Consider the following 15,275-nt stretch of genomic DNA (forward strand, 5'->3'; position numbering starts at 1 on the left):
GCTCCAATGACGTACCATGCCCAATACAGGACCTGGATCATCAGGAGACCGCCGTACGCGAAGCCTGATAGGCCAATACCGGATAACGTTTCACAATGGCCCCAAGCATCTCCAGTTTCAGCTCATCGGTCACAAATGCCCGTTTGTTATACACGTCATAGTCGTTACGTTCTACCGCGTGTAATATGGTCGAGTAGAAGGCAGCCGCCAATTCAATGGAAAATGCACTTTCCGTAGGGTAGGTGTCCAGCCGATCCATGCCAAGTCGGAACCATTCGAGTGCTGATGCTTTCAACTCCTGAATGATGGCTACGAACCGTTCGTCTACAATACCATCTGCCCAATCCTGTTCGTAGTACCCGTGCTTCTCCATGATTTCGAGCGGAACATAACGGCGTGCTCTTGCCCGATCTTCACCCACATCACGAATAATGTTGACGATCTGCATGCCCTTGCCAAGTGCAATGCCGTTTACGGCCACTTCGGCACCGTTGTCATCCCGCAGCACAGGCAGCAGCATTTCCCCTACTGTCCCTGCTACAAGATAGCAATAATGTTCAAGATCTTGCATCGTTGCATAATGGGTCACCTCAAGATCGGTCATCTGTCCATCCATCTGCCGGAAGAAGGGTCCTTTGTCCAGGTGGGGAAAGTTCGAGAATAACCATCTCAATGCAGGCCAGATAAAGTGGCCTTCCGCCTCTTCCAGGTATTCAAAATGATCCCGAATCTCGTGTATGGTATACGTTGACTTTTCCGGTTCATCCACACTGTCATCAATGATGCGGCAGAACGCATAGATCACATACACCGCTTCACGACGCGGACTGGGCAAACCTCTGAAAGCCTGATAAAAAGAAGAAGATCCCCTCTGCATTAACTCTTCGCACCTGTTCAAAATCGTTTCATTCATGTTCCCATCTCCTTCATGAGTAGATTGACAGCCATGCGCGCACTTTGCATGACGATCGGGACGCCGCCGCCCGGATGCACCGATGCCCCTGCTGCGTACAATCCGCGGATCGCCGGGAACGGCTTCGGCTGTGGCCGGTACACCCCTGATTGAAACAGGATCGGCGCAATACCGAAGCTTCCGCCGCCGTAGAGTCCATCACGCTCGGCGTCTGCTGGCGTGCGTACCTTTTTCCATCTGATCGCTGCGCGAAGTCCCGGGAAACCCCGTTGTTCCGCTTCCTCCAGCACCCGATCCACCAGAGTCCCGCTTTCCCTGGACCAATCCACACCTTCCGCGTCTGGCACCGGAATAAGAAAATACAATACACTTTGACCGGCTGGTGCAGCGGAATCATCAACAGCGACCGGGTTAAATACATAAAATGAAGACTGTTCCGGAATACGGCGCCGATTGAATACTTCCCGCAAGCTACCATCAAGACTGGGTGGCAGGAAAAATTGATGCGTCGTTGCATCTTCCCAAGTCTTGTCGACCCCAACATAAATCAGCACACAACCAGATGAGGGCCGATACGGTTTCTTTTTGCGCGCAGCTACCGGGATAGTGCCCAGAAGGCCCGTCAGATGGGGGAAATCGCCATTATAGATGACTGCGTCCACGTCTTCCGAACCTGCAGCCGTTTCTACACCTTGGCAAACGCCATTTTCAATACGCAATCCCGTTACTTCTGTATTCAGGACGACTCGCCCCCCACGCGCCATCAGTTCGGTTTCCAGAATTGAAGGTAATGCAGCATATCCGCCCTTCACCATCCAGATTCCATATTCATGCTCTGCGTAAGGGAGCAGGGAATAGATTCCCGGAGTACCGAACGGCGAGCCGCCAATATACAGACTCTGAAGCGAATAGGCGTCAACCAGTTCCTCATGTTGAAAATAATCTCCTACGGCTTTACGCACGCTTTTATGTGCGCGCAGCCTGCCCATCAGAGACAGGAGAGAGGGTGTGAAGAAATCCCTTTTTCGCGGAAAGGCTCTTTCCAGAAAAGCAGACCGTCCTGCCGGGAACAGGGTATCCATGTCCCTCATGAATCTTGTGAATCCTCGGCTCTCCCCTGGGAATAACCGCTCAATCTCCTCGGCCTGCTGACGGCGGTCTGTCATCTTGGTCATGACGCGTCCGCTGCTATAGTGAACCCTGTATAACGGATCACAGCGCAGCAGCTCCACCTTGGAACGATCCACGCCAGCCTCCTCCAAAATGCCATGCAGCATGTCGGGCAGAAGTACGATGGTTGGACCCTGGTCGATGCGATATTCCCCATCCTGCTCATAGCCGATGCGTCCGCCAACTCGGGAACCCCGTTCGTAAATGGTGACGTCCCATCCCTGCCGATTCAGCAGTAGTGCCGAGGTCAACCCGCCAATGCCTGCTCCTACAATAGCTGCCCGCTTCATGAATGGCCTCCGGCTTCGGCGGTCTTCACATAAGGCGACCGGTTCGATCGGGTCTTGGCATCCTCTTCCTGGATCAGCCTGACACTGATTCGAGCAGACTCAAATATAGTAGGCAGTCCGCTGCCCGGGTGGGTTCCGCCGCCAACGAGCCATACCCCTTTCAGTTCTTCGAACTGATTGTGCGGGCGCAGATACATCATCTGACCCAGATTATGAGCCATGTTAAACGTCGCGCCGCGGTACACATCCAGTTCATTTTCCCAATCGAGCGGTGTGAACATCATGGACTCTTCAATTCGGCTCCGTATGTCTGCCAGCTCCGGGATCGCTTCAAGCCGCTGCATCATCGCTTCGCGCACGTTCTCCCGTTCCACATCCCAATCGATGTCTCCCGTAAGGTTGGGAGAAGGCATGAGCACGTATAATGCAGATTTTCCTGCAGGTGCGAGTGTCGAATCGAGCTTGGAAGGGTTATGAATATACAGAGACGGGTCAGCGGACAACACTTTATGCTTCGTGATCTCATCCACATTCAATCGGTAATCATCGGGAAAATAAATCGAGTGATGCGGCAGATCAATCTCAACGTCTACTCCCAGATAGAGCATCGTGGTAGAACAGGAGTACTTCTTGCGTTTCATTTTCTCCGGCGTATATTTCTTAAGCACACCCGGTTCGAACAGATGGTTCACCGCATGCGCGAAGTCTGCATTAACGACCACATGATCCGCTTCAATGCGTTCACCGTTCTCAAGCAGCAGTCCCTCGGCTCGGCCATTACGGACGATGACCTGCTCCACCGGGCAGGATGTATGTATACGTCCTCCATATTCTTTTACAATGTCAGCCATGGCCTGGAATACACGATTCACACCGCCGATCGGATGAAAGAGTCCATAATGGTGCTCGATGAAAGACAGAATCGTGAATGTACCCGGACAATCCCAGGCAGACATGCCCAAATATTTAGATTGAAACGTAAAGGCCCAGCGCAAACGCTCGTCAGTAAAATAGCGGGACAGGATGCCATAGACTGTATTGTTCACGTCCAGCTTCGGAAGAGCCGTTACCGCATCCTTGCGCAGATAGTCTGTCAGCTTGCCGAAAGGCCGGCGCAGCAAAGGCATGACCTTACCAAACTTGACTTCCTCATCCTGCATAAACCGCAGGTAATTGTCCTCATTACCAGGGAACAATTCCTTGATCTGCGCTGCAGTATCTTCACGGTTACGGGAAGGTGTGAACACCTTATCGCCAAAGTTCAGGGCATACAAGGGCGTCAGTTCCTTCAAGTCCACGTAATCGGATAGTTTGCGTCCTACGATGTCGAACATCTCTTCAAGCAGTCCAGGCATCATTAAGAATGTCGCGCCCCGGTCGAAGCGGTATTCACCGAGCTCCAGCCTCGCAGAGCGTCCACCAATCACCGGTTGTTTCTCATAAACGTCCACTTCGTATCCCTGACCGGACAATAACATAGCCGCTGCAAGCCCGCCTGGACCGGCACCGATAACAGCCGCCCGTTTCCGTTGCTGATTAGATATCATGCCACTCACCTTTCTAATGGTCAGAAAACCCACTTCTACCATTCCTAACCTATTATTAAACCATCGAAAAATCATCGAAGCGAATATTATCCAAACGTTATACAAATATAATACAAATATTGTACGAACTTGTAAACACAAATATGACTAGCGGGTCAAATAACTGCAAAAATATCGTTCATATCAAAAAAAGACACCCTCTAACGCGCTTGCGTCAAAGGGTGCCTTTTCATGAATAGCCATACGTTATCCTGGGAGAATAGGTCTCATTAAACTCTTCAATCATATCCATTTGTCTGCCGCTGAACTGCCGCTTAACCCTGCGTTCGGGAGGGGTTCTCCGTCAGATACTCTCGCTCCAGCCATGCCTGCCAGTCTGATGAATGCTCTGGCATGACCCAATCCGGATAAGCTGCATTCTCATTGTGCTCGTAACCCTTGCCGCCAAGGATAAAGCGCATATCCGGAAACTCGGTCAGAATGCGATCGACAAGCCGATCACACTGCTCGCTTAAGCCGGGATTTGTAATGGAGAGACAGACCAGCTTGATCTTCTGCTCCCGGATAATAGGAAATACCCCTTCCTCGGGAGTATTGGCACCGAGATATAATACCTCGGCTCCATTTTTACGCATAAACAACGAGAATAACAGCAATCCCACCTGATGATGCTCCCCCTCCGGACAGAGTGCCAGAACTTTGGGCAGATGCGGATAGATCGGGAACAGATGGAAAAACTGATAGAACCGCTGCGAGATCAGCTGGGTCATAAAGTGCTCCTGAGCGACCGATGCTCTGCCCTGCTCCCATGCGTCCCCCACGCGAACGAGGATAGGTACAAGCACATGGTAAAACATCGAATCATATCCATACATGGTGAAGCCAAAATCAATTAACCCGTTGGCACGTTCACCCTGGAAATGGTAAAGCGAGTCATATATCTGATCAGCCATGCGTAAGTAGGCCTCTTCCATCGTAGGAACAGGCGCGGTAGGCGGAGCCGGAATGACTGCTTCTGGCAATTTCGCTTTGTTTTCTTTTAACATGCGTACGGCTTCAGATATGTTGGACTGATGCTGTTCAACCTGCTCCTTCAGCCAACGTAAATCTTCAACATTCTCATCCGTGTACAATCGATAACCCGATTCCGTCCGTTCTGGGGTTACCGCACTGTACCGATTCTCCCAAGCCCGGAGCGTAACCGTTGGAATGTCCAGCATGGCAGCGACTTGTTTGATGGAATACACTTGATTACCCACTCTCTTTTCTGAAATATCCATGCCATCTATAGGTTAACGAATACTTCCTCCGTCCTTGTCAGGGATATGAAAATCCCAACATTCCACAAAAATAATACACTCATTATACACAACGGCCTTACACCTGTCGATTGCATTCAATCAAATCATTTATGGATTAAATACATTTATCTCTGTCCCCTAGGCGGCCTGCGTCAATGTTCATGACAGAGTGGTAATAGTAGTCAGCACGTTTACAGAGAGGGGATATGCCGTTGTTTACTACAAGGCGCTCATCATCAGAACACCAAACATCCAGACGTCGTTTTCCATACATACGAACAGCCCTTGGATTACTTATTTTATGGCTTGTGGCGGTCATGTTATATCAAACCTATAAACCACTACCCGCAGGCATTTCCTATGAAAGCCCGGAATATCGCGTAGACGAGGTCGCATTCCTTCACGATCTAACTTATCCGTCCGCAGACGGGCAGATGGAACATGAACAGCAGATTTTTCAGCGCATGCTGCAGATTGTGGAGGAGGCGGAGGAATTTGTGGTGGTGGATATGTTCCTGTTCAACAACTATCAGCATAAGGGTCAGCACTTTCCACCGGTTAGCGTAGAATTCACAGATGCTCTGGTTGCCAAAAAAAAGCAGCATCCCGACATGCAGATTCTGTTCATTACGGATGAAGTGAACACCAATTATAATTCTGCACCCAACGAACTGCTGGAGCGAATGAAGCAGGCCGGCATTGAAGTTGTGATTACCAATGTGGATCCACTCCGGGATTCGACGCCCGTATACTCGGCAGTCTGGCGTACGTTCTTCCAATGGTTTGGCCAGGCGGGTGATGGCTGGATTCCGAACCTGATGGCAAGCGACGGCCCAGACGTTACGATGCGCTCCTATCTCAAGCTGCTTAATGTTAAGGCCAATCATCGCAAGGTCGTCGCCAGCGAGAAAAAAGCGATCGTCTCCTCCGGCAATATCCATGATGCAAGTGCCTATCACTCCAATGTGGCATTTGAAGTTACAGGGCCCGTCATTGGGGATATACTCCATTCGGAACAAGCCGTACTGGACATATCAGGGGAAGGTCAGGTTCCTTTCTATACAGCTCCTTCGACGGATCCAAACAAGGGTGATCTGCGAATTCGCTATCTGACCGAAGGAAAAGTGAATGATGCCGTCCTGCATGAGATCAAGCTCATGGAGAAAGGCGATACCTTGTGGATGGGCATGTTCTACATTGCTTCTCCAAAAGTACTGGACGCGCTGCTGGATGCTTCCAAACGGGGAGTGGATATCCGGCTTGTGCTCGATCCGAATGAGAATGCCTTCGGCCAGGAGAAAATCGGTATTCCGAATCGGCCTGTAGCTGCCGAGCTGCATGACAAATCGGACGGCAGAATCCAAATCCGCTGGTACAACACAACCAAGGAACAGTATCACACCAAAATGATGTATATTGCCAAAGCCACCGGGGATCATATTGTGCTTGGCGGTTCCACCAACCTTACTCCCCGAAACATGAACGACTATAATCTTGAAAATGAACTATGGGTCGCTGCGCCTGCGGATAATGAGTTTACCCGAAGTGTGGCGGATTATTTCGAGCGAGTGTGGAATAATGAGGATGCCGAGTTCACTTTGAATCTGGATGAATTCCAGGAGAAAACCACTTTTCTGAAAGGAATTCTCTATAAACTGCAGCTCATACTGGGGTTTACCACGTTCTAATCCAGCCTGAGCTGTATATGGGTCGCCTGTGATATTTTTGCAGGCGGCTTTTTTGAATAGACTTGACATCTGATGTGAAATATGAAAATATGGTCTCCTAACGACCGTTAGGAAGGTGGGCAAAATGACAGCACAATCCATACGAAATGCGGCCTTGTTCCACTTTGCCAGAGATGGTTATGAAGGGGCATCCCTTCGGGCTATCGCTGACGATGTAGGGATTAAGAAACCGTCCATATACGCCCATTTCAGCGGCAAGGAAGACTTGTTCCTCCAGGCACTGGCTCATGCTTTTCAAGAAGTAAAACGCCATACATTGGAATATTTCCGCGATCATGCCGACCTTCCCCTGGAAGACAGACTCAAGGGTGTGTTTCCCTGGTTCGAACAGGAATATAACGCCAGCCCTTCAACACGCTTGATGCTGCGTATGTCCTACTTCCCCCCTCCCGGGTTATACAACGAAGTCATGGACATCGTGCATCCCTTTCTTGATGGCATGGAGCGATCTCTGAACAGGCTCCTGCAGCGAGCAGTACGTCATGGCGAATTACCTTTGATTCCAACGGAACAAGCTGCCATTGCCTTTATGACTTCTCTCGATGGCATTACTGTGGAGATTATCTATGGAAGCTCACGCCGTTATACGAGACGTCTTGAAGCCGCTTGGCCTGTCTTTTGGCATGGCATTCATCATTTGAACGAAGAGGCACAGAAGATCGTGCCGGAAGGAGAAACATCATCATGAACCGCAATTGGTTATACGTATTTATCGGAGGCATCATCGAAATTGTCTGGGTAAGCGGACTGAAACATGCCTCCAATCTATGGGAATGGGCTCTGACCGCTGCAGCCATCATCATCAGTTTCGGACTGATCATCGCAGCCTCCAAGAGATTGCCGGTGGGCACCGTATATGCCGTATTTACCGGAATCGGAACCGCAGGCACCGTGCTTGCGGAAATGCTGCTGTTCGGTGAGCCTTTCCGTTTGGCCAAAATCCTGCTGATCGGACTGCTGCTCTGTGGCGTCATCGGACTGAAACTGGTCACGGATCAACAAGAAGAAGCGAAAGAAGGTGTGGCATAATGGCATGGTTAGCAATCGTAGGCGCAGGCATCTGTGAAATTTTTGGCGTGATCGGAATTAACGGCGCTTCTACCAAAAAGGGCTGGCCTTATATCGTGCTTATGCTCGTTTCCTTTGTATTCAGCTTCTCGCTGCTGTCCTATGCCATGACCTCCATTCCGATGGGCACTGCCTACGCTGTCTGGACGGGCATTGGTACCGTTGGCAGCACATTAACGGGCATGTTCCTGTTCGGTGAACGCAAGGAAGCCAAAAGGCTGCTGTTCATTGCCATGATTCTGGTGGCTGCAGTCGGTTTGAAACTGATTACGTAAACATTGTAATTATTTTGTAAAAACTCGGACGACTTCCATCAGGAAGTCGTCTTTTTGGTATATCATGTAAATAGAATTATGTACCCTGTGAATAACGGAAAGGATGGATTGTATGAAGAAATGGTTGGTACGCCTCAGCTCGCTTGCAGGATATTCATTCCTTATCCTCCTGGGTGCATTTTATCTGGTCGCACTGACAGCCATCCTTATGTTGGCCATACATGCCTTCGGGAATGGAGCATAGTTGTTTACGCGTTCTCACATTTATCTACGCCGATGCTCACCTCCATCTCTCTCTCCTTCTAAATAAACCGGGCCACTCCGATGATTTGAATTTCCAATTCTCTCCCATTTGAATTCACCCTTCCACTTCGTTTATACTTGTTCTGACCCTAAAGTCAATTCAAGAACCCATAAGTTCCAGATGAGGTGAAGGTATCGTTAATGAACCCAATTCATGAGATGAACGAGAAGAAGAAACTCATTATAACGACAGCTCTCAAGCTGTTTTCTGCCAAAGGCAGTGCTGCAACTTCCATGCAGGAAATTGCTGAGCTATGCGGCATGTCCAAGGGAAGCCTCTACCTGATTTTCAAATCCAAAGAGGAGTTGGAAGCCAGTACGATGGAGTACTGCATCTACACCCTGCTGGATGAGATGACACAGATTGAACATGAGGCTGGCCTCACATCACGAGAACGTCTGCACAAGCAGATTGAGACGTTACTAATCCATGTATCCGAATTAAAAGAGTTCCTTCGGGTGCAGCTGCGCAGCATGATGATGGATGATGAGCAGCAACACTCCAGCAGGAAATGCGACCCGCATCACAGGGATATGGAGATCCGAACCCTCCACTGGTTCAAGGATAAGCTGGAGGATCTGTACGGTCCCGAGATTGAGCCATATACTGTAGACCTCATTTTGCTGACGCACGGTCTTTTCCTGTCCTACATCAAGATCTGGTTTACGGAGATGCCCTCCCTTACCGTATCCAAAATGGCCGCGAATCTGCTGCAAACGATGGATTATGCAGCGCAAGGGTTGCTGGACCAGCGACCTGAGCCTTTGATTAGCCTGGAAAACTGGCCGGCATGGACCAGCGAATCCAAAACCGATTCCACGATGATGCGTCATCCCATTCACATCATCAAACAGATGCAGGATATCGTCACTACGGATCTGACTACAGGACAATCCCGGAATGACGCGTTAGAAACCATCGCCATTCTGAAGCAGGAAATGATGGAATTCACACCGCGCCGGGCCATTATTCTGGGCATGATGCGCAACCTGGAGAACATTCCAGCCATTGAATCGTTGCACTCCGAGCTTCAGCATATTCTGGATGCCATGTATAGCCGGTTCATCCAGGCTGACTCGTCAAACAAATAGAAAACAGGGAGAACAGAGAGGAGAAGAAACCATCGTATGAAAGGAATCATTAATTTTTCACTGAACAACAAGTTCGCGATCTGGATTCTGACCATTATCGTTTCCTTCGCTGGTTTGTACAGCGGACTGACGATGAAACAGGAGACCATTCCGAACATCAATGTGCCATTTCTAAGTGTCACGGCGATTGATCCCGGAGCGGCTCCGGAAGGTATCGTAGAAGATGTGACCAAGCCGCTGGAACAGACCTTGCGCAATGTGGAGGGAATCAAGACACTCACATCCACTTCCATGGAGAACGCTGCTTCCATCACACTTGAATTTGATTATGGAACAGATCTGAACAACGCTACTGCAGCTGTTCGCGAGGCGCTAAATGAGGTGCAGCTCCCGGACGGTGTACAGAAACCGACCATTTCCAAATTCAGCATTAATTCATTCCCGGTTGTCTCACTGAGCTTGTCCGATAAGGACGGCGGAGATCTGGAACAGTTGACCAGACTCGTTGAATCCGATATTCAGCCTGCACTCGAAGATATCGACGGTGTAGCCCAAGTACAGGTTTCCGGTCAGTATGTCAAGGAAGTTCAACTGAAGTTCGACCAGGATAAAATGAATGAACTCGGCCTGACGGAAGATACCGTTAACGGCATCGTTCAAGGTTCCTCTGTCCGCGTTCCGTTGGGATTATTCGAACTGGACGAAGCACAGAAAGCCGTTGTGGTCGATGGTAATATCATCGATCTCGATGACCTGAAGAACCTTGCCATTCCTGTGGTACCAAGCGGTGCAGGCGCAGCAGCAGATCCATCTGCTCAAGCAGGCGGTGCTGCCGGCCAAGCAGCAGATCCAGATGCCGCACAGGGATCGAACCCAGCTGCCGCACCATCCGCGGGTGGAAATGCAAGTGCAGGTAGTGCTTCTGGTGCTGCCAATGCAGCAGGAATCCCTACGGTAAAATTAAGTGAGATCGCGAACATTGAGGTCATCGGTCAGGCAGAATCCATTTCCCGGACAGATGGCATGGAGTCCATCGGTATTTCTGTCGTGAAATCCAATGACGCCAACACCGTTGATGTCGTGAATGCAGTTAAAGACAAAGCGGAAGAATTGCAGTCCCAATTCAAAAACGCACAGCTGACGGTATTGCTCGACCAAGGGAAACCAATTCAGGATTCCGTCAATACGATGCTTGGCAAAGCGGTCTTCGGTGCCCTGTTTGCCATCCTGATTATCCTGTTGTTCCTGCGCAATATTCGTTCAACGATTATTTCCATTATCTCTATTCCGCTCTCCTTGCTCATGGCATTGACCGCGCTCTATATGATGGACATCACGTTAAACATGATGACGCTGGGTGCCATGACCGTTGCCATTGGACGGGTCGTGGATGACTCCATCGTCGTTATCGAGAATATCTATCGTAGATTGACCCTTAAGGGAGAGAAACTGAAAGGCCGTGAACTGATCCGGGAAGCGACCCGTGAAATGTTCATTCCAATCCTCTCTTCTACCATTGTAACCATCGCCGTGTTCCTGCCACTCGCACTCGTTAGCGGCATGGTGGGCGAACTCTTCATGCCATTTGCATTAACCATGGTATTTGCACTGCTGGCATCCTTGATCGTGGCTATCACCATCGTTCCTATGCTGGCTCATACCCTGTTCCGCAAAGGCTTGAAGAACAAGCAAAATCATGAAGAAAAACCAGGGAAGATGGCCGAAGGCTACAAACGCCTGCTGAACTGGACACTTTCGCACAAAATCATCACCGTCGGTATCGCGGTGCTCTTGCTGGTCGGCAGTTTGTTCCTGTATCCGTTCATCGGTGCAAGCTTCTTGCCTGAACAGCAGGACAAATATGTGACCATCACATACAGCCCGGAAACCGGGTCCCTGCGTGAAGATGTTGAAAAAGAAGCACTTGTTGCTGAAAAGTGGTTGCTGAAACAGCCTGGTCTGGAGAAAATGCAGTATTCCATCGGAGGCGGCAATCCACTGAGCAGCATGGGTGGAGGAAGCTCCAACTCGGCACTCTTCTATATTGAATACAACGAAGATACCAAAGATTTCACTCAAGTGAAGGAAGACCTTGTTGAAGGTTTGCGTAAAGAAGTGACTGTAGGTACCTGGAGTGAGCTGGATATGTCCGGCGGTCTGGGAGGCAGCAGCCTGAGCATCTCCATCTATGGCGACAACGTGGAACAGCTCAAGCCTGTCACGGATGAAGTGTTCAAGCTGGTTGAAGCAGATACCGAAAACTTCGAAAAAGCGGACACGACACTCTCTGACACGTATGGTCAATACACCCTCGTTGCAGATCAGGAAAAGCTGAGCTCGCTCGGTCTGACTGCAGGCCAATTGGCTATGGCACTGAGCCCTGCACAGGAACGCTCGGTACTGACGGAAGTGGATATTGATAACAAAACCTATAAAGTGTATGTCGAGACAGATCAAAAAACATTCGACAGCATCACTGATATCGAAAATGAGACAGTGACTTCTCCGCTAGGCATCCAAGTACCGATCAAGGATGTTGCAAAAGTCGAAGAAGGCACATCTCCGAACTCGATTATGCGTATTGACGGCAAAGTCGTTGCTCAGGTATCAGCCAACATTCTGGCTTCCGATGTGCAAAAGGCTTCCCAAAACTTGCAGGATAACATCGACAAGCTGGACCTGCCTGATGGCGTTGAAGTGAAGTTTGGTGGAACAACCGAACAGATCAATGACACCTTCACCCAACTGGGTCTTGCCATGCTGGCAGCCATTGCCATTGTATACTTTGTACTTGTCGTTACATTTGGCGGCGGACTCGCACCATTCGCCATCCTGTTCTCCCTGCCGTTTACCGTTATTGGTATCATGGTAGGCCTGTTCCTGGCTGGGGGCACCATTGACGTCTCTGCCATGATGGGTGGACTGATGCTGATCGGGATCGTAGTCACCAATGCGATCGTCCTGATCGACCGAGTCATTCACATGGAGAAAGACGGCATGTCTACTCGTGAAGCCTTGCTTGAAGCAGGTGCAACACGTCTGCGTCCAATCCTGATGACGGCACTTGCAACGATTGGTGCATTGCTGCCACTCGTTACGGGACTGGAAGAAAGCGCGGGCATCATCTCGAAAGGCCTTGGTATTACCGTTATCGGCGGTCTGATCAGCTCTACGCTGCTCACCCTGGTGATTGTGCCAATCGTGTATGAATTCCTGATGAAATTCAAGAAGAAAAGAATCGAAGATTAAACTGCTCGTTTGAACTTCGATCCATAAAGAGCAATACGGTATTATAATAAACCTCCTGGTTCTCATTGGAATGGCTGTTCATTCCAATGAGATCAGGAGGTTTTTTGTTGACCATTAACGGGTTCCCCTCCCTGAATGTCAGGTAAAACCACACCATTCCGAACTTGATTATTCCAGATCACAAAAAAAGGAGCCTACTTTGTTAAGTAAAACAAATCCGCGTTAGATTTCAGCCCATCATCTGTTAACGGACTTATAATATAGCTTAATTATGTAAGTTAACGGATCGTAGACAGGTCATCCAGCTCGTACATCACAACAGTACAAACGCTCTTCAGAAACCTGCATCATAAGGCGGGGTTGCAATCGGCATGCAATTGGGGGAAGGACGGTGGCTGTATGGGGGAAACGACACTTCAACTTCAGATGAGAGACATGTTGAAATGACCTGTATTTCGCAAGGCAGAGGTACTTGCTAGTGAACGGGCACTCGAGAGGTATGTCCGTTGGGTCCATATTATGGAGGTACCGGATGTGGGCGATCTGTTAAATGGGGGAGAATTGGTGCTGACCACCGGCATCGGCTGGCAGGCGGATGAGCAGCAGGGTTTGTCTTTCCTGCGGCAGTTAATTGCCCGTGGTGCTGCCGGGCTCTGTATCGAGCTGGGGACTCACACCAAGTCGCAACTCGGAGCGATGAAGGAAATTGCAGCAGCAGATGATTTTCCGCTGATCTGGTTTCATGAACAAGTCCGCTATATTGATATTACGCAAGACCTGCACTTCGCCCTGATTCGCAGCCATCAGCGGATGCTCGCCGAACTCGACAATCTGACCACCTCGTTCAACCAACTCCTGCTAAACGGAGACGGCGTGCAGCCGCTGCTTCGCTTGTTATCACGCACAACCGGCTGCCCGGTTGCGTTATATCCACTCGAAGGGGAGGCCAGTGCGGTTCCTTATTGTCCGCCAGAGCAATTGGAGAACCGTAGAAAGGCATGGTTCACCCAGCACAACCACTACCCCGAGACAGGACAAATGAGCCAGACGAATCGTTTAGAGCAACCCACGGATGCCTATACCCTACCTATTCAGGCGCTCGATTACACCTTTGCTGACCTGGTACTCTTTCTGGAGAGACTTCCGGAACACGAGTCTGAGTTACAGCGTCACAACCCTTCCGATGAATATGTCATTCAGGCGCTGGAGCGCTGCGCGGCTGCCATTGCACAGGACTGGATGCGAACCAAATACATGGAGGAGAAGCGTCGTTACAAGGAAGACATGTGGGTCATCGACTGGCTGAACGGGCATCACACGGCAAAGGAAATTCAAGAGTATCTGTCGGCAAGTCCCCTGCTTGCTGCCAGCAAAGGCACCGTCGTTTTGTTTGACAATAATCCGAGCTATACCGACAGCCTCAAGCTCCAGAAGCTGCTTATACAACGCAACATCGTTGCCCGCTCTGTATTTTCCAGGGAAGGGTTCACCCTGTTCAGCACGGTATTAAACCATCAGATCATCCTGATCGTCCTCGATCCTCAGTCTGGCCCTCAGCGCAAAAGCAATATCTGGCGGTGCATAGAGCAGCTCCAGCAGCATGAAACGGACCAGACCCACCGTCTGTTCTCCGGTCTGCTGGGCATTGGTCCCAGCTGTGCCGATTTGTCACGTCTCAAGGACAGCCTGGATGCCGCCAAGGAAACGCTGCGCATTCAGAAGGATGCTGGACCCATGCAGCAGCCGTTTTACAGCAATCTTCACGGTTACCGCATCATCGCCGGGATGAAGCAGAGTGGCAATCTGGAGGATTTTATTGAAGAATACCTCGGTCCCGTCATCCGGCATGACGCAGAAAGGGGCGGCCAGCTGCTGAGCACGCTCAAGCAATATTTGGTGCTGTGCTGCTCCAAACAGGAAACCGCCACCGCCCTATTCATTGTCAGACAGACGCTCTATCACCGATTGGACAAAATTGAAGCCTTGCTCGGAGAAGACTATATCCTCCCCGAGAAACGCATCGCCACCCAGCTCGCCATCTACGCTTATGAATACGTTAATGGTCCAATTGCATAAACGGCAAGAAGACTAAGCCCCCCGCTGTTCCTGGAGCTGCCGGATCAGAAAGTGGACGAACCACTTTCGTCCGGACGCTGTCCCCACATGCTGCTCTTTCTTTTCTCCCGGATGATCCGGATGTTCCCACACGACACTGGCACCCTCCAGATGCTCCTGAACCGAATAGATCCGATATCCCAGCGCGACCATTCGTTCTATCGCCACCTTCTCTGCCTCAAAAGCTTCATGTTCCATCATGAA

Annotated in this window: 13 protein-coding genes and 1 pseudogene; 9 read left to right on the forward strand and 5 right to left on the reverse strand. The window is 50.1% G+C overall.

Annotation, left to right across the window (positions count from 1 at the left end; genetic code table 11):
* Positions 1-40 precede the first annotated feature (40 nt).
* The 4 genes from ABGV42_RS27965 to ABGV42_RS27980 all read right to left on the reverse strand — a co-directional run bounded on the left by ABGV42_RS27965 (position 41) and on the right by ABGV42_RS27980 (position 5,167).
* Positions 41-913 carry a phytoene/squalene synthase family protein gene (locus ABGV42_RS27965; RefSeq protein ID WP_347384637.1) on the reverse strand — a complete coding sequence of 291 codons (873 nt, stop codon included), beginning with the start codon at positions 911-913 and terminating at the stop codon, positions 41-43.
* Entirely contained in the window at positions 910-2,373 is a 1,464-nt protein-coding gene (locus ABGV42_RS27970) for a phytoene desaturase family protein (RefSeq protein ID WP_347384638.1), read from the reverse strand. The genes ABGV42_RS27965 and ABGV42_RS27970 overlap by 4 nt, the downstream gene beginning before the upstream one ends.
* Complete coding sequence (locus tag ABGV42_RS27975) at positions 2,370-3,920, reverse strand: phytoene desaturase family protein (RefSeq protein ID WP_347384639.1); 1,551 nt, start codon at positions 3,918-3,920, stop codon at positions 2,370-2,372. Before ABGV42_RS27975 ends, ABGV42_RS27970 begins: the two co-directional genes overlap by 4 nt.
* A gap of 314 nt (positions 3,921-4,234) precedes the next feature.
* On the reverse strand, positions 4,235-5,167 hold the full coding sequence (locus ABGV42_RS27980) for a MerR family transcriptional regulator (RefSeq protein ID WP_347384640.1): 933 nt from the start codon (positions 5,165-5,167) through the stop codon (positions 4,235-4,237).
* Positions 5,168-5,427: 260 nt separating this feature from the next.
* Here ABGV42_RS27980 and ABGV42_RS27985 point away from each other — a divergent pair, with 260 nt between their 5' ends.
* The 9 genes and pseudogenes from ABGV42_RS27985 (at position 5,428) to ABGV42_RS28025 (ending at position 15,032) form a co-directional block, all read left to right on the forward strand.
* Positions 5,428-6,909, forward strand: coding sequence for a phospholipase D family protein (locus tag ABGV42_RS27985; protein ID WP_347384641.1), 1,482 nt, complete (start codon positions 5,428-5,430; stop codon positions 6,907-6,909).
* A 124-nt stretch (positions 6,910-7,033) separates the two neighbouring features.
* The gene (locus tag ABGV42_RS27990; protein WP_347384642.1) at positions 7,034-7,657 is read left to right on the forward strand and encodes a TetR/AcrR family transcriptional regulator; all 624 of its coding nucleotides are present in this window, start codon (positions 7,034-7,036) and stop codon (positions 7,655-7,657) included.
* Positions 7,654-7,998, forward strand: coding sequence for a DMT family transporter (locus ABGV42_RS27995; RefSeq protein ID WP_347384643.1), 345 nt, complete (start codon positions 7,654-7,656; stop codon positions 7,996-7,998). Before ABGV42_RS27990 ends, ABGV42_RS27995 begins: the two co-directional genes overlap by 4 nt.
* Positions 7,998-8,312 carry a DMT family transporter gene (locus ABGV42_RS28000; RefSeq protein ID WP_175396691.1) on the forward strand — a complete coding sequence of 105 codons (315 nt, stop codon included), beginning with the start codon at positions 7,998-8,000 and terminating at the stop codon, positions 8,310-8,312. The genes ABGV42_RS27995 and ABGV42_RS28000 overlap by 1 nt, the downstream gene beginning before the upstream one ends.
* 112 nt (positions 8,313-8,424) lie before the next feature.
* Positions 8,425-8,556, forward strand: a complete 132-nt coding sequence (locus tag ABGV42_RS28005; RefSeq protein ID WP_347384644.1) for a hypothetical protein — start codon at positions 8,425-8,427, stop codon at positions 8,554-8,556.
* Between the two features lie 200 nt (positions 8,557-8,756).
* On the forward strand, positions 8,757-9,707 hold the full coding sequence (locus ABGV42_RS28010) for a TetR/AcrR family transcriptional regulator (protein WP_347384645.1): 951 nt from the start codon (positions 8,757-8,759) through the stop codon (positions 9,705-9,707).
* A gap of 36 nt (positions 9,708-9,743) precedes the next feature.
* Positions 9,744-12,956, forward strand: coding sequence for an efflux RND transporter permease subunit (locus ABGV42_RS28015; RefSeq protein WP_347384646.1), 3,213 nt, complete (start codon positions 9,744-9,746; stop codon positions 12,954-12,956).
* Positions 12,957-13,415: 459 nt separating this feature from the next.
* Positions 13,416-13,727: pseudogene (locus tag ABGV42_RS28020) on the forward strand (PucR family transcriptional regulator ligand-binding domain-containing protein); the annotation flags it as partial.
* Positions 13,728-14,741: 1,014 nt separating this feature from the next.
* Positions 14,742-15,032 carry a helix-turn-helix domain-containing protein gene (locus ABGV42_RS28025; protein ID WP_347385231.1) on the forward strand — a complete coding sequence of 97 codons (291 nt, stop codon included), beginning with the start codon at positions 14,742-14,744 and terminating at the stop codon, positions 15,030-15,032.
* A 12-nt stretch (positions 15,033-15,044) separates the two neighbouring features.
* Here ABGV42_RS28025 and ABGV42_RS28030 read toward each other — a convergent pair whose 3' ends face one another.
* The gene (locus ABGV42_RS28030; protein ID WP_347384647.1) at positions 15,045-15,272 is read right to left on the reverse strand and encodes a hypothetical protein; all 228 of its coding nucleotides are present in this window, start codon (positions 15,270-15,272) and stop codon (positions 15,045-15,047) included.
* Positions 15,273-15,275: the final 3 nt, after the last annotated feature.

It is taken from the genome of Paenibacillus pabuli (assembly GCF_039831995.1).
Lineage (GTDB): Bacteria > Bacillota > Bacilli > Paenibacillales > Paenibacillaceae > Paenibacillus > Paenibacillus pabuli_C.

Excerpts from the sequence above, each read along its gene's own strand:
- ABGV42_RS27965 (WP_347384637.1), bottom strand. The coding sequence starts at position 913 with ATGAATGAAACGATTTTGAACAGGTGCGAAGAGTTAATGCAGAGGGGA.
- ABGV42_RS27970 (WP_347384638.1), bottom strand. The coding sequence starts at position 2,373 with ATGAAGCGGGCAGCTATTGTAGGAGCAGGCATTGGCGGGTTGACCTCG.
- ABGV42_RS27975 (WP_347384639.1), bottom strand. The coding sequence starts at position 3,920 with ATGATATCTAATCAGCAACGGAAACGGGCGGCTGTTATCGGTGCCGGT.
- ABGV42_RS27985 (WP_347384641.1), top strand. The coding sequence starts at position 5,428 with ATGCCGTTGTTTACTACAAGGCGCTCATCATCAGAACACCAAACATCC.
- ABGV42_RS27990 (WP_347384642.1), top strand. The coding sequence starts at position 7,034 with ATGACAGCACAATCCATACGAAATGCGGCCTTGTTCCACTTTGCCAGA.
- ABGV42_RS27995 (WP_347384643.1), top strand. The coding sequence starts at position 7,654 with ATGAACCGCAATTGGTTATACGTATTTATCGGAGGCATCATCGAAATT.
- ABGV42_RS28000 (WP_175396691.1), top strand. The coding sequence starts at position 7,998 with ATGGCATGGTTAGCAATCGTAGGCGCAGGCATCTGTGAAATTTTTGGC.
- ABGV42_RS28005 (WP_347384644.1), top strand. The coding sequence starts at position 8,425 with ATGAAGAAATGGTTGGTACGCCTCAGCTCGCTTGCAGGATATTCATTC.
- ABGV42_RS28010 (WP_347384645.1), top strand. The coding sequence starts at position 8,757 with ATGAACCCAATTCATGAGATGAACGAGAAGAAGAAACTCATTATAACG.
- ABGV42_RS28015 (WP_347384646.1), top strand. The coding sequence starts at position 9,744 with ATGAAAGGAATCATTAATTTTTCACTGAACAACAAGTTCGCGATCTGG.
- ABGV42_RS28025 (WP_347385231.1), top strand. The coding sequence starts at position 14,742 with ATGAAGCAGAGTGGCAATCTGGAGGATTTTATTGAAGAATACCTCGGT.
- ABGV42_RS28030 (WP_347384647.1), bottom strand. The coding sequence starts at position 15,272 with ATGATGGAACATGAAGCTTTTGAGGCAGAGAAGGTGGCGATAGAACGA.